The organism is Streptomyces sp. SLBN-8D4 (assembly GCF_049739545.1).
In the GTDB taxonomy this organism is placed as follows: Bacteria; Actinomycetota; Actinomycetes; order Streptomycetales; family Streptomycetaceae; genus Streptomyces; species Streptomyces canus_C.
This window is the reverse complement of the sequence record NZ_JBMGQC010000001.1, coordinates 7,328,205-7,347,601: the sequence shown is the minus strand read 5'-3', so window position 1 is coordinate 7,347,601 and position 19,397 is coordinate 7,328,205. Positions and strand designations below refer to the sequence as shown.

17 protein-coding genes and 2 pseudogenes are annotated in these 19,397 nt (G+C 71.3%); 8 read left to right on the top strand and 11 right to left on the bottom strand.

Going from position 1 to position 19,397, the window contains the following annotated elements:
- Positions 1-46: 46 nt before the first annotated feature.
- Positions 47-169: pseudogene (locus RKD20_RS33380) on the top strand (LD-carboxypeptidase); the annotation flags it as partial.
- A gap of 95 nt (positions 170-264) precedes the next feature.
- Positions 265-1,542 (top strand): MFS transporter, encoded by a 1,278-nt coding sequence (locus RKD20_RS33375; RefSeq protein WP_424880949.1) that lies wholly within the window; start codon positions 265-267, stop codon positions 1,540-1,542.
- On the opposite strand, the gene RKD20_RS33370 is transcribed toward RKD20_RS33375, so the two are convergent.
- From RKD20_RS33370 to RKD20_RS33340, 7 genes are all read right to left on the bottom strand, one after another.
- Positions 1,532-2,632 (bottom strand): calcium:proton antiporter, encoded by a 1,101-nt coding sequence (locus RKD20_RS33370; protein ID WP_424880948.1) that lies wholly within the window; start codon positions 2,630-2,632, stop codon positions 1,532-1,534. The two genes, RKD20_RS33375 and RKD20_RS33370, sit on opposite strands and share 11 nt — an antisense overlap.
- A gap of 45 nt (positions 2,633-2,677) precedes the next feature.
- Positions 2,678-2,980 carry a hypothetical protein gene (locus RKD20_RS33365; RefSeq protein ID WP_424880947.1) on the bottom strand — a complete coding sequence of 101 codons (303 nt, stop codon included), beginning with the start codon at positions 2,978-2,980 and terminating at the stop codon, positions 2,678-2,680.
- Between the two features lie 130 nt (positions 2,981-3,110).
- Positions 3,111-4,112: a TerC/Alx family metal homeostasis membrane protein gene (locus RKD20_RS33360; protein WP_424880946.1), complete on the bottom strand. Its 1,002-nt coding sequence runs from the start codon at positions 4,110-4,112 to the stop codon at positions 3,111-3,113.
- 226 nt (positions 4,113-4,338) lie between these two features.
- Positions 4,339-6,375 (bottom strand): TerD family protein, encoded by a 2,037-nt coding sequence (locus RKD20_RS33355; RefSeq protein WP_424880945.1) that lies wholly within the window; start codon positions 6,373-6,375, stop codon positions 4,339-4,341.
- Between the two features lie 51 nt (positions 6,376-6,426).
- Entirely contained in the window at positions 6,427-7,005 is a 579-nt protein-coding gene (locus RKD20_RS33350) for a TerD family protein (protein ID WP_351991006.1), read from the bottom strand.
- Positions 7,006-7,138: 133 nt separating this feature from the next.
- A complete protein-coding gene (gene uvrB, locus RKD20_RS33345) occupies positions 7,139-9,274 on the bottom strand; it encodes an excinuclease ABC subunit UvrB (RefSeq protein ID WP_424880944.1) in 2,136 nt (711 codons plus the stop codon).
- A gap of 606 nt (positions 9,275-9,880) precedes the next feature.
- On the bottom strand, positions 9,881-10,750 hold the full coding sequence (locus tag RKD20_RS33340) for an MHYT domain-containing protein (protein WP_424880943.1): 870 nt from the start codon (positions 10,748-10,750) through the stop codon (positions 9,881-9,883).
- Between the two features lie 279 nt (positions 10,751-11,029).
- Between RKD20_RS33340 and RKD20_RS33335 the strand changes: the two are divergent.
- Together RKD20_RS33335 and RKD20_RS33330 are read left to right on the top strand one after the other, a co-directional pair.
- Positions 11,030-11,958, top strand: a pseudogene (locus RKD20_RS33335) (glycerophosphodiester phosphodiesterase).
- A complete protein-coding gene (locus RKD20_RS33330) occupies positions 11,955-12,509 on the top strand; it encodes a methylated-DNA--[protein]-cysteine S-methyltransferase (protein ID WP_424880942.1) in 555 nt (184 codons plus the stop codon). The pseudogene RKD20_RS33335 and the gene RKD20_RS33330 overlap by 4 nt, the downstream one beginning before the upstream one ends.
- Before the next feature lie 32 nt (positions 12,510-12,541).
- Here RKD20_RS33330 and RKD20_RS33325 read toward each other — a convergent pair whose 3' ends face one another.
- Positions 12,542-12,970, bottom strand: coding sequence for a VOC family protein (locus RKD20_RS33325; RefSeq protein WP_424880941.1), 429 nt, complete (start codon positions 12,968-12,970; stop codon positions 12,542-12,544).
- A 93-nt stretch (positions 12,971-13,063) separates the two neighbouring features.
- Between RKD20_RS33325 and RKD20_RS33320 the strand changes: the two genes are divergently transcribed.
- Positions 13,064-13,978 carry a pseudouridine-5'-phosphate glycosidase gene (locus RKD20_RS33320; RefSeq protein ID WP_424880940.1) on the top strand — a complete coding sequence of 305 codons (915 nt, stop codon included), beginning with the start codon at positions 13,064-13,066 and terminating at the stop codon, positions 13,976-13,978.
- Positions 13,975-14,916: a carbohydrate kinase family protein gene (locus RKD20_RS33315; RefSeq protein WP_424880939.1), complete on the top strand. Its 942-nt coding sequence runs from the start codon at positions 13,975-13,977 to the stop codon at positions 14,914-14,916. The genes RKD20_RS33320 and RKD20_RS33315 overlap by 4 nt, the downstream gene beginning before the upstream one ends.
- 130 nt (positions 14,917-15,046) lie before the next feature.
- Here RKD20_RS33315 and RKD20_RS33310 read toward each other — a convergent pair whose 3' ends face one another.
- A complete protein-coding gene (locus RKD20_RS33310; RefSeq protein ID WP_424880938.1) occupies positions 15,047-15,841 on the bottom strand; it encodes a methyltransferase domain-containing protein in 795 nt (264 codons plus the stop codon).
- Positions 15,842-16,042: 201 nt separating this feature from the next.
- Here RKD20_RS33310 and RKD20_RS33305 point away from each other — a divergent pair, with 201 nt between their 5' ends.
- On the top strand, positions 16,043-17,170 hold the full coding sequence (locus RKD20_RS33305) for a magnesium and cobalt transport protein CorA (RefSeq protein WP_424880937.1): 1,128 nt from the start codon (positions 16,043-16,045) through the stop codon (positions 17,168-17,170).
- 22 nt (positions 17,171-17,192) lie between these two features.
- On the opposite strand, the gene RKD20_RS33300 is transcribed toward RKD20_RS33305, so the two are convergent.
- Both RKD20_RS33300 and RKD20_RS33295 read right to left on the bottom strand, forming a co-directional pair.
- The gene (locus RKD20_RS33300) at positions 17,193-17,624 is read right to left on the bottom strand and encodes a CBS domain-containing protein (protein ID WP_424880936.1); all 432 of its coding nucleotides are present in this window, start codon (positions 17,622-17,624) and stop codon (positions 17,193-17,195) included.
- A gap of 161 nt (positions 17,625-17,785) precedes the next feature.
- Complete coding sequence (locus tag RKD20_RS33295; protein WP_385994461.1) at positions 17,786-18,418, bottom strand: uridine kinase; 633 nt, start codon at positions 18,416-18,418, stop codon at positions 17,786-17,788.
- A gap of 140 nt (positions 18,419-18,558) precedes the next feature.
- Here RKD20_RS33295 and RKD20_RS33290 point away from each other — a divergent pair, with 140 nt between their 5' ends.
- On the top strand, positions 18,559-19,260 hold the full coding sequence (locus RKD20_RS33290; protein ID WP_424880935.1) for a DUF2293 domain-containing protein: 702 nt from the start codon (positions 18,559-18,561) through the stop codon (positions 19,258-19,260).
- Positions 19,261-19,397: the final 137 nt, after the last annotated feature.

Below are 19,397 nucleotides of genomic sequence, written 5' to 3'. Positions count from 1 at the left end.
GTTCTTCGGGATGAGCGACAACACGAACCTGCTCGCCTATCTGTGTGCCCCCAACACCACCATCGTCTTCGATGTGGACTACGGCCACACCGATCCCCAACTCGTCATCCCCTACGGCGGTCTCGTCCGCGTCGACGGTCCTGCCCGGCGCATCACCGTCACGTACTGATCACTCCCGAGCGCGCTCACGCGCCCCCGTAACCCGCGATCACCGTGGGTAGTTGACGCGGCATGCACGACGTACGCACCGTGAGGGCGCCCTCCATGCCGAGGCTCGCGGCCGCCTCGCTCGCCGGGACGGCCATCGAGTTCTACGACTTCTTCGTCTACGGGACGGCCGCGGCGCTGATCCTGGGGCCGCTGTTCTTTCCGACCTTCTCGCCGCTCGCGGGGACGCTGGCCGCCTTCGGGACGTTCGGGGTGGGGTTCGTCGCGCGACCGCTCGGGTCGGTGCTGTTCGGGCACATCGGTGACCGGCGCGGACGGCGGCCGGTTCTCGTGGGCTCGCTGCTGCTGACCGGCGCCGCCACGGTCGCGGTCGGCAGTGTGCCGACGTACGACGCGATCGGCATGGCCGCGCCCGTGCTGCTTCTGGTACTGCGCTTCCTCCAGGGTCTTGGGCTCGGCGGGGAGTGGGGCGGGGCCGTGCTGCTGACCGCCGAGCACGCGCCCGCCGAGCGGCGCGGGCTGTGGACGAGCTTCCCGCAGGTGGGACCCGCGCTGGGCTTTCTCCTCGCCAACGGGGTGGTGCTGGCGCTGTCGGCCACGCTGTCCGAGGCGCAGTTCGCCGCGTGGGGCTGGCGGGTGCCGTTCTGGGCGGCCGGGGTGCTGGCGGCGCTGGGCCTGTGGCTGCGCTCCTCGCTTGCGGAGAGCCCTGGTTTCCTGGAGATCGACGACCACGCGCGCGTGCCGCTCGCCGAGGTGGCCCGCGACCACTGGCGGCTCGTCCTGCTGACGGCCGGGGCGCTCGCGGTCGGGTACGCGATCTTCTACGCCGTGACGACGTGGTCCCTCGCCTACGGGACGGAGCGGCTCGGGGTGAGCCGTACCGTCATGCTGACCTGCATCATGGCCGCGGTGCTGGTGAAGGGCTCACTCACGCCGGTGGCGGCGCTGCTCGGGGACCGGTACGGGCGGCGGCCGCTGTGTCTCGCGGGATGTGCGGCGGCGGCGCTGTGGATGTTCCCGATGGTGGTGCTGCTCGCGACCGGGGAGCCGCTGCTGATGTTCCTCGGCTTCCTGGGCGCGATGATCGCGTTCATCACGATGTTCGCGGTGATCGCCGCCTATCTGCCGGAGCTGTACGAACCGCGCGTCCGCTGCACGGGGGCCGCTGTCGGCTACAACCTCGGCGGGGTGGTCGGCGGCGCGCTGACGCCGGTCGTGGCGACGGCTCTGGTGGAGCAGGGCGGGCGGGTGCCCTGGGGGGTGGGGGCGTATCTGACCGGGATCGCGCTGCTCAGTCTCGGGTGTTTCGCGTTGCTGCCGGAGACGCGGCCGGTGCCCGTGGCGGCGGTGGCGGCAGAGCCGGCTATGGATTGATCGCCAGCTCCAGGTAGGCCGCGAACACCACCAGGTGGACGCCGCCCTGCAGCGGTGTGGCCCGGCCGGGAACCACCGTCAGGGAGCTCACCACCACGGTCAGGGCCAGCAGCACCATGTGGGTGGAGCCGAGGCCGAGGACGAGCGGGCCGGAGAGCCAGACGGACGCCAGGGCGACCGCGGGGATGGTCAGGCCGATGCTGGCCATGGCCGAGCCGAGGGCGAGGTTGAGGCTGGTCTGCACGCGGTCGCGGCGCGCGGAGCGCAGGGCGGCGATGGTCTCGGGGAGCAGCACCAGCAGGGCGATGATCACACCGACGACGGCCTGCGGGAGACCGGCCTTCGCCACCCCGGACTCGATGGTGGGCGAGACCCCCTTGGCCAGGCCGACCACCCCGATCAGGGCCAGGCCCAGCAGGCCCAGACTGATCAGCGCGGCGCGGGCGGTCGGCGCGTGGGCGTGGTCGTCGACGGTGATCACCTCGCCCTGGCGGCTGATCGGGAGGAAGTAGTCGCGGTGCCGTACGGTCTGGGTCGCCACGAACAGGCCGTAGAGGATCAGCGAGGACAGAGCGGCGAAGGTCAACTGGGTGGTGGAGAACTCCGGGCCCGGCTTGCTCGTGGTGAACGTCGGCAGCACCAGGCTCAGCGTGGCCAGGGTGGCGACCGTGGCGAGGGCGGCGCCGGTGCCCTCGGGGTTGAAGACCGCCGTGCCGTGGCGCAGTGAGGCCACGAGGAGGCTGATGCCGACGATGCCGTTGCAGGTGATCATCACGGCCGCGAAGACCGTGTCCCTGGCCAGGGTCGAGCTCTTGTCGCCGCCGTCCGCCATCAGGGTGACGATCAGGGCCACCTCGATGATCGTGACGGCGACGGCGAGGACGAGCGAGCCGAAGGGTTCGCCGACCCGGTGGGCGACCACTTCGGCGTGGTGCACTGCGGCCAGCACGGCCCCGGCGAGCACCAGGGTCACGAGAACGACGACGACCGCGGGCAGGTCGCGGCCCCAGGTGAACACCAGCAGGACGACCGCGAGCACCGGCACGACGGACGTCCAGCTCGTGGTGAGCGACCTGAGCCGAGCGATCATGCAGCGATCGTCGCAGAGGCGCGGGGGCCACGCACTACGCCGGGACTACTTGAGTTCACCCGATTCCAGGACGTCGCAGTTGGTGTAGACGCGCTCGCCGATGCTCAGCTCGCCCAACTGCTCCGCGAGTTTGCTCGTCTCGGGGTCGTCGCTGTTGCGCATAGCCTCGTCGAACGACTCGAACTCGATCAGCGCCAGGTAGTGGTTGGGCTTGTCCCGGTCCTTCAGGAGCATGCGGTGGGTCGGGCCGCCCGTCCTGCCCGCGCCGCGCTGCTCCGCCTCCTGCAGCAGCTGCCGCATCTCGTCCAGGCGCTCGGTCTCGAAGCCGATGATCTGCACGAACTTCATGGTGTCTCCAGCCGGCCGCGGCGCCCCCGGGCCGGGGAACGCACTCTGGAACAAAACAAGCACCGGGAGCGGTACCCGGCAATTCGCCGCGCACCGCTCCCGGTGGTGGTTCTTCCTACGCCTGCCGTGGTCAGGCCTCGATGCTGTCCTTCGGAGCGCCTTCGCTCTCCGTCTGCGCCGCCTTGGCCGCCGCCTGCCTCTTGGAGGCCATGAGGCTGGTGATCGTGGTGACGATCAGGACCGAGCAGATCACGCCTAGCGAGACCGGAATGCTGATCTCGGGGACATGGACCCCGGACTCGTGCAGGGCGTGCAGGACCAGCTTGACGCCGATGAAGCCGAGGATGATCGACAGGCCGTAGCTGAGGTGGACCAGCTTCTTCAGCAGGCCGCCGATGAGGAAGTACAGCTGCCTCAGCCCCATCAGGGCGAACGCGTTGGCCGTGAAGACGATGTACGGGTCCTGGGTCAGGCCGAAGATCGCGGGGATCGAGTCGAGCGCGAAGAGCACGTCGGTGGAGCCGATGGCGAGCATCACGACGAGCATCGGGGTCATGACCCGCTTGCCGTTCTCCACGATCCACAGCTTGGTGCCGTGGTAGCGGTCGGCCACTCCGAACCTGCGCTCGGCGGCCTTGAGCAGCTTGTTCTCCTCGAACTCCTCGTCCTCCTCGTCCGCACGGGCCTCCTGGATGAGCTTCCAGGCGGTCCAGATGAGGAAGGCGCCGAAGATGTAGAACACCCAGGCGAAGCTGGCGATGATCGCGGCACCGGCGGCGATGAAGATCGCGCGCAGCACCAGGGCGATGAGGACACCGACGAGGAGCACCCGCTGCTGGTACTGCGAGGGCACCGCGAACTTCGCCATGATCAGGACGAAGACGAAGAGGTTGTCCACGCTCAGGGACTTCTCGGTGATGAAGCCCGCGAAGAACTCACCGGAGGGCTCGCCGCCGGCGAAGATCATCAGCCCGAGGCCGAAGAGGCCGGCCAGGGCGATCCAGACGACCGTCCAGATGCCCGCTTCCTTGATGGACACGTCGTGCGGCTTGCGGCCGATGAAGAAGTCGACCGCGATGAGGGCCGCGAGGCCCACGATCGTCAGGACCCACAGGGTCACGGAAACATCCACAGTTCCTCCGGCAATACGTAACGGCAAGTAACCAGCGTCGTCGCGCTGCCGGAGGTCTCTTCCACCCACGGTGGGCCGGCGCCCCGGGATCAGGCCTGATCCGTATTGACGGGTACGCCGCAGTCGACAGGGAGTACTCCCCTCCGTGCCACCAACCGTACCCAATCACCAAGGAAAGGTAAAGCGATTAGCAAAAGAAAGGTCAAATTCCCTGACCGGAGGGGCTTTACGTGTACTTGGTGCGGGCCTCCGCGACCTGGCTCAGGACCTGTTGGAGCACCTGGCTGCCCGGCGGGACGAGGGCGGGCTCGTAGGTCCAGGCGTGTCCGACCCACGGGTCGGCGAGGTGGTCGTCGGGCACCGGGGTCAGCCGCATGAGCGAGCGCCACAGGGGGTCGAGGAGGGGGCCGTAGCCGGAGGCGTCCTCACGGTCCGCGACCATCATCAGGTGGACGCCGACGGACGGCCCCTCGTCCGCCAGATAGCGCAGCTGGGTCACGGCCCGGTCGTCGAAGCCGTGCGGGAAGTCGTTGACGATCAGGAGCTGTTCGGAGGTGTCGAGGCCGGGCGGGAGGGAGTCGGCCGCGCCGCCGCGCACCGCCATCTGCACGAGGTCCACGCGCTGGGTGAGGCGGGCCAGGACCTCCGCCACACCGGCGGCGCCGACCGCGGGCGGGGCCGCGAGCACCCCGCTCCACACGAGCGGGGCGAGCGCCTGCGCCCCCGAGCCGGCCGGGTCGATGACGTGCAGGGTGTAGTCCCCGGCGGGGTGGACGGCGACCAGCCGGGCCGCGAGCGCCACGGCCGTGTCCATGGCGAGGCGGTGCAGTTCGTGGGAGTCGAGGAACGAGCCGTCGAGGGAACCGGCCGCCCCGCTGTCGATCCACAGGCCACGCTCCAGCGGGAGCCGGACCAGCATCGGGATGCGCAGCTCGGCGCACTCGGGCAGGTGCAGGTCGCCCAGGCGCACGGCCATGGGCACCTCGAACGGCACCCGGTAGCCGTGCCAGACGGGGTTGTCCCAGCGGGCGTACGCCGGTGGCAGGGCGGGTTCGACCACCTCGGACTCGGCCGTGAGCTGGCCGAGATCCCGGTCGTAGGCCGCCCGGGCCTGCTCGACGAGCTGGGTGTACTTGGCACGGGCCGCCTCCCGAGCGGCGTCACCCTGCCCGCCGATCCGGCTGCGCGGGTCGGCGAGGGCCGCGTCCAGCTCCTTCTCCATGCGCGAGTCGGCGAAGTCGACGGCACTGCGGTACGCCGCCGTGGACCGGGCCAGGTCCTCGAACATGCCCCACACCTGGTTGTAGAGCCGCTCCTCCATGGACCAGCCGGTGGCGTCCCCGGCGACGGGCCGCGCGGGCTGACCCGGCTGAGCGGGAGGCGCGGCGGGCGGTGGCGGCGGGGCGGTGTTCTGCCGCCGGGGATGGCTGTAGTCGACCGGGCCGCCGACTGTGGGCGGCTGGGGCGTGGTGTCCGCCGGACCCGGGGTGTGTCCGGGCTGCGGTGTGCCGGAGACCGGACCACCGCCCGGGGACTGTGTGCCGTACGGCGACAGGGGCTGCGGGGTGTTCGGGGACGGTGGCTGCGGCGGTACGGCACCGGGGGTGCCCTGGGTCGCGGACGATCCCTGGTCCGCGCCCGGCGTCGGTGTGGCCGTCTGCCGGAGACGGTCGCCGTCCGCCGTGAGCGGTGGCGGCATCGGCACCGCGCGGGCCAGGCCCCGGGCCACCGCCTCGTGGATGTCGTGGGCGAGCTGTCCGGCCTGGGGAAGGCCCTGGTCGGTGAGGAGTTCGGCGAGGCCGCCCGCGTAGCCCTGCCCCACGGCGCGTACCTTCCAGGCGCCCTGGCGGCGGTAGAGTTCCAGCGCGACGACCGCCGACTCGGCGTCCAGCCCGGTGATGGTGTAGCTGACGAGCTCGGTGCCGTCCAGGCCGGTGACCGCGACGAACGGGGCGGCGACGGCGCCGAAGCGCACGGGGCCGCCCGCCGCCGGCAGCGCGAGCAGCACATGGACCCGGTGGACGGCCTCGGGCACCGCGCCGAGATCGACGGCTAGGCGGTGGTCGGCGGCCGCCTGCCGGGAGACCTCCAGACCCGGCAGGGTGGGCGCGCCCGGGTGGACGACCCACTCGACGCCGTGCACCCTGCCGTGCTCGTCGCCGAGCGTGGCTCCGGCCACGACCGGCGTGCCGGCCGCGATCCGGATCTCGAGTCGGGCCTGGGAGAGCGGGTGGTTCTGCCCCCGCACCAGCTCGGCCGTCATCGCCTTCTCCCCCCGTGTGGTGGTGTCGGTCGGTGCCGCTCGGCGGGCCGGTTACAGATGCGGCAGGATCGCCGGCATCAGGTCCTGGAAGGTGCGGCCGTTGGCCGGGGTGCCGAGGGCCGTCATCGTCCAGCCCGCACCCGTCCGGTGCACCTTCGCCATGATCTGGGCGGTGTAGGCGCCGCCGCCGGCGAGCGTGTAGCGGGCGAGCTCGTCACCGGTTGTCTCGTCGACCAGACGGCAGAAAGCGTTCTGCACTTCCTGGAAGGTCTGGCCCGTGAAGGAGTTCACGGTGAAGACGATCTGGTCGACGTGGACGGGGACACGGGAGAGGTCGACGAGGATCGACTCGTCGTCCCCGCCCTGGCCGACGCCGCCGACGAGGTTGTCACCGGTGTGCTTGACCGAACCGTCGTCGCTCACCAGGTGGCGGAAGAAGACCACGTCGACGGGCTGCTTGTCCGCGAACAGGACGGCGGAGGCGTCGAGGTCGACCTCCCGCGTGCGCGAGCCGAACAGGCCGCGCCGGGGAGCGGCCTGCCATCCGAGGCCCATGCGCACCGCGGTCAGGCTGCCCCCGTCGTTCTTCTGCAGACTGATGGCCTGACCCTTGGTCATGTTGACGGTCACGCGCCGAACCCCTCTCGCTGCTGTCCCCTGTTGCCGCGGCCCCCGCGGTGGTCAGAACCCTACGCAGGGCCATTGACAGTGACGCACCCCGGAACGCACTTTGTGTCGGTCTTGCAACACAGCGCGATGCGGGTCAGGCCAGGCCCGCCTCCTTCATCTGCCGGAGCTCCTTCTTCATCTCGGAGACCTCGTCGCGCAGCCGGGCCGCGATCTCGAACTGCAGGTCGGCGGCGGCCGCACGCATGCGTGCCGTCATCTCCTCGATCTGCTCGGCGAGCTCGGCCGCGGGACGGTCGGTCGGGACGGTCTCCTTGGCCTTGCCCCTGGCCGCCTTGGTGCCCGCCGCCTTGCCGCCGAGGGCCGGCACGGGCGCCTTGGCCGCCTTGCCGTCCTTGCCCTTGCGGTAGCCGGAGCCGAGCAGTTGCTCGGTGTCCACGTCCTCGCGGGCGATCTGCGCGACGATGTCGTTGATCTTCTTGCGCAGCGGCTGGGGGTCGATGCCCCGCTCCGTGTTGTACGCGACCTGCTTCTCCCGGCGGCGGTTCGTCTCGTCGATGGCCTTCTCCATCGCCGGGGTGATCTTGTCGGCGTACATGTGGACCTGGCCGGAGACATTGCGCGCGGCGCGGCCGATGGTCTGGATCAGGGAGGTGCCGGAGCGCAGGAAGCCCTCCTTGTCGGCGTCGAGGATGGCCACCAGGGACACCTCGGGCAGGTCGAGGCCCTCCCGCAGCAGGTTGATGCCGACGAGGACGTCGTACTCGCCGGCACGCAGCTCGCGCAGCAGCTCCACGCGGCGCAGGGTGTCGACGTCGCTGTGCAGATAGCGGACCTGGATGCCGAGTTCCAGGAAGTAGTCGGTGAGGTCCTCGGCCATCTTCTTGGTGAGCGTGGTGACCAGGACACGCTCGTCCTTCTCGGTGCGGGTGCGGATCTCGTGCACCAGGTCGTCGATCTGGCCCTCGGTGGGCTTGACGACGACCTCGGGGTCGACCAGGCCGGTGGGGCGGATGATCTGCTCGACGACGCCGTCCCCGCGTGAGAGCTCGTACTTGCCGGGCGTCGCGGACAGGTAGACGGTCTGGCCGATGCGCTCGGTGAACTCCTCCCACTTCAGGGGGCGGTTGTCCAGGGCCGACGGGAGGCGGAAGCCGTGGTCGACGAGGGTGCGCTTGCGGGATGCGTCGCCCTCGTACATCGCGCCGATCTGGGGCACGGTCACGTGCGACTCGTCGATGACGAGCAGGAAGTCGTCCGGGAAGTAGTCCAGCAGGGTGTTCGGCGGGGAGCCGGGCAGGCGGCCGTCGAAGTGCATCGAGTAGTTCTCCACGCCGGAGCAGGAGCCGATCTGGCGGAGCATCTCCAGGTCGTAGGTGGTCCGCATCCGCAGGCGCTGGGCCTCCAGGAGCTTGCCCTGCTTCTCCAGTTCGGCCAGGCGCTCCCCGAGCTCCTTCTCGATGTCGTTGACGGCCCGCTCCATGCGCTCGGGTCCTGCGACGTAGTGGGAGGCCGGGAAGACGTACAGGTGCTCGTCGTCGCTGATGATCTCGCCGGTGAGCGGGTGGAGCGTCGAGAGGGCCTCGATCTCGTCGCCGAACATCTCGATGCGGACGGCGAGCTCCTCGTAGACCGGGAAGATCTCGATGGTGTCACCGCGGACCCGGAAGGTGCCCCGGCTGAAGGCCAGGTCGTTGCGCGTGTACTGGATGTCCACGAAGCGGCGCAGGAGCTGGTCGCGGTCGATCTCGTCGCCGACCCTGAGGGGGACCATGCGGTCCACGTACTCCTGGGGCGTACCGAGGCCGTAGATGCAGGAGACGGAGGCGACCACGACGACGTCGCGGCGGGTGAGCAGCGAGTTGGTCGCGGAGTGGCGCAGGCGCTCGACCTCCTCGTTGATCGAGGAGTCCTTCTCGATGTAGGTGTCCGACTGCGGGACGTAGGCCTCGGGCTGGTAGTAGTCGTAGTACGAGACGAAGTACTCGACTGCGTTGTTCGGCAGCAGCTCGCGGAACTCGTTCGCCAGCTGGGCGGCCAGTGTCTTGTTCGGGGCCATCACCAGGGTGGGGCGCTGGAGCTTCTCGATCATCCACGCGGTGGTGGCGGACTTTCCGGTGCCGGTCGCGCCGAGCAGGACGACGTCCTTCTCACCTGCCTCGATGCGCTTGGCCAGCTCGGCGATCGCCGCCGGCTGGTCGCCGCTGGGCTGGTAGGAGCTGACGACCTCGAAAGGCGCCACCGTACGTTCGATGTGGGAAACGGGCCGCATGGAGTCAACCGTACGACCCCCCACTGACAACGCGGTCCGATCAGGGGTTCCGGACGTCGGCGGAGGGCGCGTGCGCCGGCGGTGAACGTGCGGCGGCCCCTGGGAGGCGGGGGGGCGGGCGGGCGGAGACGGCGAGCCCGGCAGCGGCCGCCGCCGCGGCGGCATGGGGCGGGCGGGGCCACCCGAGGGGCAGAGGCCGGTCGGGGGGCGGAGCGGGAGGGGCAGGGGGCGGTTGACGGCCCCGATGGTCAGCGGTTCTGCGGGGTGCGGGAGTCGCGGTGGGGCACGCTCCAGGGGCCGGGCGGAGACGGCGAGCCCGGCAGCGGCCGCCGCCGCGGCGGCATGGGGCGGGCGGGGCCACCCGAGGGGCAGAGGCCGGTCGGGGGGCGGAGCGGGAGGGGCAGGGGGCGGTCGATGGCCCCGATGGTCAGCGGTTCCGCGGGGTGCGGGAGTCGCGGTGGGGCACGCTCCAGGGGCCGGGCGGAGACGGCGAGCCCGCCAGCAGCCGCCGCCGCGGCGGCATGGGGCGGGCGGGGCCACCCGAGGGGCAGAGGCCGGTCGGGGGGCGGAGCGGGAGGGGCAGGGGGCGGTTGACGGCCCCGATGGTCAGCGGTTCTGCGGGGTGCGGGAGTCGCGGTGGGGCACGCTCCGGGGGGTGCGGAGCGACGGACGGCGATCGGCCGTGTGGTGGACGAGTTCGCGGGCGGGGACGCCGGGCTTGTTCTCGGCGGGCGACCAGACGGGCTTGCCCATGACCATCAGCGGATCGAACATCACGACGACGCCCGCGAGCAGCAGGAAGGCCAGCGGGCCGATCATCATCGGAGCGAGCAGGGAGGCGGGAGAGTCACCGGCGACGGGGGCGGACGAGCGGTGCAGGTGGACGCTGAGGGCGGCCATGCCGGTGTAGTGCATGCCCGTGACGGCGAGGCCCATGATCAGGCTCGCGCCCACGCTCCACAGGAATCCCCTGACCTGCCCGGCGGCCCACAGGGCGGCGGTGGCCGCGACCACGGCTATGACCACGGAGATGGCGACGGTGACGGTGTTGTACTCCAGCTGCCCGTTCAGGCGCATGCCGGCCATGCCCAGGTAGTGCATCGAGGCGATGCCCAGGCCGGTGACGGCACCGCCGGTCATCAGGGCCGTACCGGTCGCGCCCCGGTAGCCGACGATGAAGACCCCGATGCCCACCATGACGATGGCGACGCCCAGGCTCGCGAAGGTGATGAACCTGTCGTAGTGGATCGGTGTCTGCTCGACCTTGAAGCCCATCATCGCGACGAAGTGCATGGTCCAGATGCCGGAGCCGATCGCGACCGAACCGAGAGCCAGCCAACCTGGTCGCCAGGACCGGCTGACCAGCATGGATCTGGTGGTGCAACGCAGGCCGAGGGCACCGCCGAGGCAGGCCATGAGGTAGGCCACCAGCGGTGTGACGAGTCCGTAGCTGAATCCGTCGACCGTGCCTTGCATGCGCGGCTGCCCTTCCGCCCTCTTACGTCCCGGAATTCCCTGAAATGCGCCCCTTCCCAGCACCGCACGAGCGGTCAGGGTCGAGGCAGAGAGTATGACTGCCACCGGAATGGTCGAACGATTTTCCGGCAAAGAAACACGCCCTTGCCCCAGTTGTGCGGCACCGGTGAGCGGACCAGGGACACGCCCATCGGGATGTGCCCATTGTGTACCCCGGTGCCGTTGACCCGGTGCTGTCACAGTGGTGCTGTACGTGATCGCTCGACGCGAGGAGTGCGTATGCACGCGCGCGCCGTGACCGCCCTGCCACCGCGCTCCTGGGGACCGCCGCCCTCCTGCTTCCGGCAACCGACGTCCGGGCCGTCGAGGACGGCACGCCGCCCGCGGTCGTCGCCCACCGGGCCGGCGCCGCCCACGCCCCCGAGAACACCCTGGCCGCCGTCGACCAGGCCGCCCGGATCGGCGCCGTCTGGGTCGAGAACGACGTCCAGCGCACCAGGGACGGCGAACTCGTCGTCCTCCACGACGACAGCCTCCGGCGCACGACGGACGTGGAGCGGGTCTTCCCCGGCCGGGCGCCCTGGAGGGTGAATGACTTCACCGCCGCCGAGATCGCGCGGCTGGACGCGGGCAGCTGGTTCGGTACCGCGTACGCGGGCGCACGCGTGCCGACGCTGAAGCAGTACCTGCGCCGTGTCGATCTTCACCGTCAGAAGCTGCTCCTCGAACTCAAGAACCCGGAGCTGTACCCGGGCATCGAGCGGGAGACCCTCAAGCTCCTCGGCAACGAGGGGTGGCTCGACGGAAGGCACCGGAGCCGGCTGATCGTGCAGAGCTTCAGCGCGGCGAGTCTGCGGACCGTCCACGACCTCAAGCCCGGGGTGAAGACCGCCTTCCTCGGCACGCCGTCCGTGGCGAAGCTGCACACGTACGCGGTCTTCGCCGATCAGATCAATCCGTCGTACACCTCCGTCTCCAGGGCCTACGTCTCGGCGGTCCATGCCTTCACCGGCCCGCACGACAAGCCGCTGGAGGTCTTCGCCTTGACCGTCGACACCGCGGACGCCGCGCGGAGGGTCGCCGGGTACGGCGTCGACGGCATCATCACCGACAAGCCGGACGCGGTGCGGGACGCGCTGCGCGGGCAGCGGGCCGTTCGCGCAGGTCGCCGGGTGTTGTCAGTGGCGGCTCGTACGGTGGTCGCATGAACAGCCATGGACAGGACGAGCAGCGGATCGTGTGGACCGTCGTCGGCACGGACATCGGCCCGCTGCTGCTGGCCGCGACCGACGAGGGTCTGGTCAACGTGGTCTTCCACGCCACCGACGCCGTCCGCGACAAGGCGCTGGAGCGGCTCGCGTCCCGGCTGGGCGCCGAGCCCGTGGAGGCGCCCGGTTCCCCGCTTCTGGTCGAGGCGATACAGCAGGTCGAGGCCTATTTCGCGGGCGAGCGGCACGACTTCGAGCTGCCCCTGGACTGGTCGCTGATCTCGGGCTTCAACCGGCAGGTGCTGCGCGAGCTGGCGTCCGGTGTGCGGTTCGGCCAGGTCGTCGGGTACGGCGATCTCGCCGGGCGGGTGGGCCAGCCGGGTGCCGCGCAGGCCGTGGGCGTGGCCATGGGCTCCAATCCGCTGCCGGTCGTCGTGCCCTGCCACCGGGTCGTCGAGAGCGACGGCGGCATCGGCGGGTTCGGCGGCGGTCTGGAGACCAAGCGGAAGCTGCTCGCGCTGGAGGGCGTCCTGCCCGAGCCGCTGTTCTGACCGCGTGTGACCCTCGCGCGGCCCTCGCGCGGTCAGTCGTAGTGCCGTGCCTCGAACACGTTCCCGTCCGGGTCGCGGAAGTAGAAGCTGCGCCGGGCCATTCCGCGGGCGCCGAAGGAATCATGGGAGAAGTCCGAGACGGGCACGGACCGTTCCTCGAGGCGGGCACGGAGTGTCTCGAAATCGTCGGCGGGCAGGGCCAGGCAGACATGGTTGACGGGGTGTCCCGCGCTCTCGGCAGCGCCGGGCACCATATGCATGCCATCCGCCAGGGCGAGCGGCATGAGGTCGAAGATGGTCTCGTCGTTGAGCCGTACGGAGGGGAAGGACACCGCCCCCGCGGCGAAGTCGGTGAGCCGCACGGGTTCCATGCCCAGGGTCTTCTCGTAGAAGTCGGCCGATGCCACCGGGTCGCGAACCCAGAGGACGACATGGTCGAGACGTGCCGAGTTGTCCGTCATGCACCCCAGGCTGGTGGCGTCCTCCACAGCCCGCAAGGGTTTGACCGGACGCGCCGCCCGCCAGAGATGAGGGAAGACCGAACGACAGGAGGCATGCCCGTGGTGCTGGTGGTGTCCGAAGAGGTGCGCGAGGCGATCGACGCGCGTCGACCCGTGGTGGCCCTGGAGTCCACGATCATCGCGCACGGGTTGCCGCGTCCGCGCAATCTGCAGGTGGCGCTGGAGCTGGAGGACGTCCTGCGGCAGGAGGGGGCGGTACCGGCGACGATCGCCGTACTGGACGGGCGCCCCCATGTCGGCCTGGACAAGCAGCAGTTGGAACGGGTCGCGAACGAGGACGGGATCCGCAAGCTGGGTCACCGGGATCTGCCGCTGGCCATGGCCGCGGGGGTGAGCGGGGCGACCACCGTGTCGGCGACGGCGCAGCTGGCGGCCCTGGCCGGGGTGGAGGTGTTCGCGACGGGCGGCCTCGGCGGGGTGCACCGGGAGTGGACCACGACCCAGGACGAGTCGGCCGACCTCGGCCTGCTGGCGCGCACCGCGATCACCGTGGTGTGCGCGGGGGTGAAGTCCATCCTGGACGTGCCCGCGACGCTCCAGCGCCTGGAGACCCTGGGTGTCGCGGTCGCCGGGTACGGCACGGACCGCTTCCCCGGCTTCTATCTGTCCGACTCCGGCTGTCCGGTGGAGTGGCGGCTGGACTCCCCCGAGCAGGTGGCGGAGGTCATGCGCGCGCGTGCGGCCCTCGACGCGCCCGGCTCGGCGCTGATCGTCGCCAACCCGGTGCCGGAGGAGGAGCAGCTGGATCCCGCGTTGCACGCGCGTGTGCTCGCGGAGGCACTTCAGGCCTGCGAGGAGGCGGGGGTCTCCGGCCAGGGGGTCACACCGTTCCTGCTGGAGTACCTCGTGCGGCACACCGACGGCGCCTCTCTGAGCGCCAACCTGGCGGCGGTGCGGGGCAACGTACGGCTGGCGGGACGGATCGCGGCCGCCCGGGCCGGGGCGTGACGACGGACGGGCCCGGCACCGCCGCGCCCGTTGGAGGCGGTGCCCTCCTGGTCGTCGGGGACGTCATCACGGACGTCGTTGCCCGGCATCGGGGACCGCTCGCCGCCGGTACGGACACCGCCGCCGCGATCCGTACGGTGCCGGGCGGGGCCGGGGCCAACGTGGCCTGCTGGGCCGCCGCTCATGGGGGCGGTGCGGAGGTACGACTGCTGGGGCGGGTGGGCGCGGACGCGGCCGCGTGGCACGAGCGGGAGCTGGCCGCGTGCGGAGTACGGCCGCGACTGGTGGTCGATCCGGAGGCACCGACCGGGACGGTGATCTGTCTCGTGGACACGGGTGAGGCCGCCGAGCGGACGTTCCTCACCGACAGCGGCGCGTCACTGCGGCTGGACCCGGACGACTGGTCGGACGCGTTGCTCGACGGCGTGGCGCGGCTGCATCTGTCGGGCTATCTCCTGTTCTCGGAGCCCAGTCGGGCGCTGGTGGCGGTGGCCCTGGAGTCGGCACGCGCGCGCGGTGTGCGGGTGAGCCTCGACCCGGCGTCGGCGGGCTTCCTCCGGGAGATGGGACCGGACCGCTTTCTCTCCCTGATCGAGGGGGTGGACGTCCTGCTGCCGAGCCGGGACGAGGCCTGTCTGCTCACCGGGTTGCCCGACGTGACGGACGCGGCTGCCAAGTTGAGCCGCCATGTCCCGCTGGTGGTGGCCAAGCAGGGCGCGGAGGGGGCGCTGATCGCCCGGTCCGGCACCGTGTACGCGCACGTGCCCGCCGTAGCGGCGACGCCCCGGGACACCACCGGGGCGGGTGACGCCTTCACCGGCGTGTTCCTCGCGGCACTGCTGGCCGGCGCCGTTCCCGAGGACGCGGCGGCGGAAGGATGCCGGGCCGGCGCGCTGGCGGTGGAACGGGTGGGCGGGAGGCCGCCGGTGCCGGAGTGACAGCGGCGTTGGACGGGCGGCCGCCGGTGCCGGGCCTGACGGCCGGCCGGCGGACCCTTCTGCGGGCTCCCGCCCGGCCATCGGTTCGCGCCGGCTTTCGCTCCCCTCCTACGCCCTGCGCCCCGTGCGTCTACGCCTTGCGCCCCCAAGCCGAGATCAGCGGGGCCGTGGCCAGGTCCATCGTGCCGGTGGCGACGTTGGCGAGGTGGCGGTCGACGTCCTCGTCCGTGGCCAGGCCCGCCGTGACCAACTGGGCGCGGATCTGGCGGATCGTGGCGGACTCCAGCGCGGCGCAGGCCGTGGAGGCGAGCGGGAAGTACGCGTCGGCGGCCACCTGCCGCAGACCGGCCTCGCGGAGCAGGCGCGGGAGGGTACGGCCGTAGGAGAGGTCGGCACCGCGGTCGGCGAGCAGGCGGCGAAAGCCCTGGCGCAGCCGGTTCGCCAGCTGCTGCTCGGGGCCGTACTCGTCGGGGCAGGTCAGGGGTTGCAGGGCGGGGTCGGCGTCCTCCAGCAGGAGGCGTCCGCCGGGCCGCAGGGATTTGATCATCGACCGCAAGGCCCGTTCCCGGTCCGGCACATGGACCAGGACGAGCCGGGCGTGCACCAGGTCGAAGCCCTCGCCGGGGGGTTCCTCGGCGCTCACGTCGTGGACACGTACGTCCACCGGCGGGCGGGCCGCCGGAGTCAGACGCGTGGTGTCGATGTCCGTCGCGACGACCTTGCCGGTCGGGCCGACCTTCTTCGCCAGCCAGGACACCACGGACGTGCCGCCCGCGCCGACCTCCCAGCAGCGCCAGCCGGATCCGATGCCGAATCCTTCGATGTGCCGGAAGGTCGTGGGGTCGAAGAGGGTGGCGAAGGCGTCGAAGCGCTCTGCCGCCTCCGCCTGCTGGTTGTCGAGGAGGTACCCGTCGGTTCGTGTCATGTCGCGATGATCCCAGTCGCCGGGCTTGTCCGAAACGGACGACGCGGTTCCTTCTACGAGGACTGTTGGGTTTTCCACAGACGGGAACCAAGCGGAACCTGCCCTGTCCACAGGCTCACCCGGCGCTTGCCCCGACCTGGCAAACTGGCGCGCCAGGACGCAGAAACGCGTCGCACGGAGATCCACACGAGGAGATCCCAGATGTCCATGGCAGGGAATCTGCGAAAGGTCACGAGCCTCGGCAGGGTCGGCGGCCTGCGCAAGGTGGCCCGGCTGACGCGGCGGCGCCCGCGCGTCGACCTGAGCCACCACGCCCGTTCCCCGCTGGGCACCTCGGTGGTCAACTGCGTGACGTACAAGGAGGGAGCCCGCATCCCGGTCGCCGGTGATCTGGTCGACACCGTGGAGCGGGTGCGCAAGAGCCGTGACGGCTTCGTCTGGCTCGGCCTGCACGAACCCTCGGACCATGAGTTCGAGGGCATCGCGGACCTCTTCGACCTGCACCCGCTGGCCGTCGAGGACGCGGTCGAGGCCCATCAGCGCCCGAAGGTGGAGCGCTACGGCGAGACACTTTTCGCGGTGTTCAAGACGGTCTGTTATGTCGAGCACGAAGAGCTGACGGCGACGAGCGAGGTGGTCAACACCGGCGAGATCATGGTGTTCGTCGGCGAGGACTTCGTGATCACGGTGCGGCACGGCAGCCACGGATCGCTGGGGCCGCTGCGCGAGGAGCTGGAGTCCGACCCCGGGCAGCTCGCCAAGGGACCGGCCGCGGTGCTGCACGCGATCGCGGACCATGTGGTCGACGGCTATCTGGACGTCACCGACTCCGTCCAGTCGGACATCGACCTGGTCGAGACCGCGGTGTTCGCGGACAACGGCGCGCGGGTCGACGCGGGCCGCATCTACCAGCTCAAGCGTGAACTCCTGGAGCTCAAGCGGGCGGTGGTACCGCTCAGCCGCCCGCTGGAGGAGCTGTCCACCCGGCCGATCCAGGTCGTCGCCCCGGAGATACAGGCGTACTTCCGTGACGTCTCCGACCATCTGCTGCGTGCCAAGGAGCAGATCGCCGCGTTCGACGAACTGCTCAACTCGATCCTCCAGGCGCACCTCGCGCAGGTGACGGTCGCTCAGAACGAGGACATGCGGAAGATCACGGCCTGGGCCGCGGTGATCGCCGTCCCGACGATGGTCTGCGGTGTGTACGGCATGAACTTCGATCACATGCCGGAGCTGCACTGGACGTTCGGCTATCCGTTGGTGATGGGCGTGATAGCCGTCGCCTGCGCTGTGCTCCACCGCGGCTTCCGGCGAAACGGCTGGCTGTGACCGGGGGCTCTGGCGGGACGGGTCAGTGGGTGGTGGAGGAGCGCGCGTAGACGCTCTCGGCCCAGCCGGCGATCTGCTCGTCCGTCAGGTGCCGGGCCAGGTCGGACTCGCTGATCATGCCCACCAGGCGCTTGTTCTCGATGACGGGGAGCCTGCGGATCCGGTGCTCCCGCATCTCGTGCAGGACGTCGGCCACGTCCGCGCTCGCGTCGATCCACCGAGGGGTGCCCCGGGCCAGCTCACCGGCGGTGACCTTGGCCGGGTCGTGGCCCACGGCCACACAGCCGATGACGATGTCGCGGTCGGTGAGGATGCCGCACAGCCGTTCGTTCTCGTCACTGATGGGCAGGGCTCCGACGCCGAGTTCACGCATCAGCTGGGCGGCGCGGTCGAGGGTCTCGTGGGCGGGGATCCACTGGGCACCCCGGTGCATGATGTCTCCGGCGGTGGTCATGGAGTACCTCCCGATGCCGGACGGCCGGCGCGACGCGGGCGGCACCGCGAGTCCCGGCGCCCTACACATTCTCGCCGCGTCACCGGGGGTCCGCACCCGGAACCCCGCGGTGCCGGCGGCCGGGTTCAGGCGGCGAGGCCACAGCCCCCGGACCCGCCGGGTCAGCCGTTCCACGCCGGGTGGCGGGGGTCGTCGGCGCGGACCAGGACGTCGGCCGTGCCGGCCGGGTCGGTCTCGTCGGCGTAGCGCTCGTAGGCGGGGAGGGTCCAGTGGTCGGGCTCGGGGGTACGGCGGCGGAGGGCGCCCTCGGACAGGAGGACGTGGACGGTCAGGTCGAAGGGGAACCAGTGGCGCAGCAGGAGGGGGCCGTGAAGCAACAGGACGCCGCCGGGCGGAAGGTGGACGTAGGGACTGCGGGTGGCGCGGTCGGAGACCGGGTCCCACAGGTCGGGCAGGACACGGCCGTCGCCGCCGGGTTCGAGGGGGCCGAAGACCTCGCGCCAGAGGGCGCCGGTGTCGAACCAGCCGTCGTAGTAGGCCTCCAGGTCGTGGTGGCCGTATTCCAGACGGAGCGAGGCGGGGCGCAGGAAGCCCTCCGTGCCGACGACGAGCGAAGGCCGGCCGCGTATCCGCAGGGCCTCCCCCACCCGCTCGGCGAGTTCACCGGGGCGGGCCGCCGGGGCGCCGTCGAGGGCGACGCGGGGCCAGGGGCTGCCGTCGGCGGGCTTCAGATCGAGGAGGCGGTCGGCCAGCCGCTCGCCGAGCCGGTCCCAGGTGATCGCTTCGAGTCGCACGTGGCCATGATGCGTCAGCGGGGGCGGGGGGTGACGAGGTCGAGTGGCCGACGCGGCATCGGACACAGGTGCCGGCGGTCCATGTCCAGGTCTGTCGTGGTCCGCGTCAGTGGTGGGTGCGGCTCGGGAATGAACCCCTCATGACAGGCCTCGCGACTCCCCCGGCCCGCGGTGGACCTCTCGTCGTCCAGCCGTTGCGAAGACGGCACTGTGCGGAGTGCCGCGGCGGGCCGCTGCCGTTGCTCGTCGTCGAGGACGGGGCGCCGCGGTGTCTCGACTGCGCCGACCTCGCACACCTGGTGTTCCTGCCGCGCGGGGACACGGCGCTCACGCGTCGGTCGCGGGAGGAGAGCGCGCTGTCGGCGGTCGTCGTGCGGTTCAACCGACGCAAGGGGCGTTACGAGCGGCAGGGCGTCCTCGTCGAGGAGGCGGGGCTGGCGCGGGCCGAGGAGCGGTGTCTGGCCGACGCGGAGGCACGACGGCGGCGTCGGGTGCGGGACGCGCGGCGGCGCGCGGTGGAGGACGTGCGGTTCGCGGAGGCGTTCGCTGCGGAGATTCGGCGGCTGTTTCCGGGGTGCCCCGACGAGCGGGCTCGGACCATCGCCTCGCACGCGTCCGTGCGGGGCAGTGGGCGGGTGGGGCGGAGTGCGGCGGGGCGGGCCCTGTCGGAGGGGGCGGTGGTGTCGGCGGTGGTGGCGTCCGTACGGCATGTGGACACGCCGTACGACACGTTGCTGATGAGCGGGGTGGCACGGCACGAGGCGCGGCGGCGGATCTCGGGGCGGGTGGAGGCGGTACTGAGGGGGTGGCGGGGGACGGTGATGCGGGAGGGGGCGGGTTGACCATCCCGGCACGGACCGCACGGCAGGGCTGGGCCCGCAATTACCGGTGTGAAGGAGTTCTGGGCGGCCGGTGGGGATGGACGTCCGCTTATGGGGGTGCGTGGGTTGGCCATGGTGAGGAGCGTGGGCGGGGGATT

Excerpts from the sequence above, each read along its gene's own strand:
- RKD20_RS33370 (WP_424880948.1), bottom strand. The coding sequence starts at position 2,632 with ATGATCGCTCGGCTCAGGTCGCTCACCACGAGCTGGACGTCCGTCGTG.
- RKD20_RS33300 (WP_424880936.1), bottom strand. The coding sequence starts at position 17,624 with ATGACCACCGCCGGAGACATCATGCACCGGGGTGCCCAGTGGATCCCC.
- RKD20_RS33365 (WP_424880947.1), bottom strand. The coding sequence starts at position 2,980 with ATGAAGTTCGTGCAGATCATCGGCTTCGAGACCGAGCGCCTGGACGAG.
- RKD20_RS33310 (WP_424880938.1), bottom strand. The coding sequence starts at position 15,841 with ATGACACGAACCGACGGGTACCTCCTCGACAACCAGCAGGCGGAGGCG.
- RKD20_RS33325 (WP_424880941.1), bottom strand. The coding sequence starts at position 12,970 with ATGACGGACAACTCGGCACGTCTCGACCATGTCGTCCTCTGGGTTCGC.
- uvrB (WP_424880944.1), bottom strand. The coding sequence starts at position 9,274 with ATGCGGCCCGTTTCCCACATCGAACGTACGGTGGCGCCTTTCGAGGTC.
- RKD20_RS33290 (WP_424880935.1), top strand. The coding sequence starts at position 18,559 with ATGACAGGCCTCGCGACTCCCCCGGCCCGCGGTGGACCTCTCGTCGTC.
- RKD20_RS33320 (WP_424880940.1), top strand. The coding sequence starts at position 13,064 with ATGCCCGTGGTGCTGGTGGTGTCCGAAGAGGTGCGCGAGGCGATCGAC.
- RKD20_RS33305 (WP_424880937.1), top strand. The coding sequence starts at position 16,043 with ATGTCCATGGCAGGGAATCTGCGAAAGGTCACGAGCCTCGGCAGGGTC.
- RKD20_RS33340 (WP_424880943.1), bottom strand. The coding sequence starts at position 10,750 with ATGCAAGGCACGGTCGACGGATTCAGCTACGGACTCGTCACACCGCTG.
- RKD20_RS33355 (WP_424880945.1), bottom strand. The coding sequence starts at position 6,375 with ATGACGGCCGAGCTGGTGCGGGGGCAGAACCACCCGCTCTCCCAGGCC.
- RKD20_RS33330 (WP_424880942.1), top strand. The coding sequence starts at position 11,955 with ATGAACAGCCATGGACAGGACGAGCAGCGGATCGTGTGGACCGTCGTC.
- RKD20_RS33375 (WP_424880949.1), top strand. The coding sequence starts at position 265 with ATGCCGAGGCTCGCGGCCGCCTCGCTCGCCGGGACGGCCATCGAGTTC.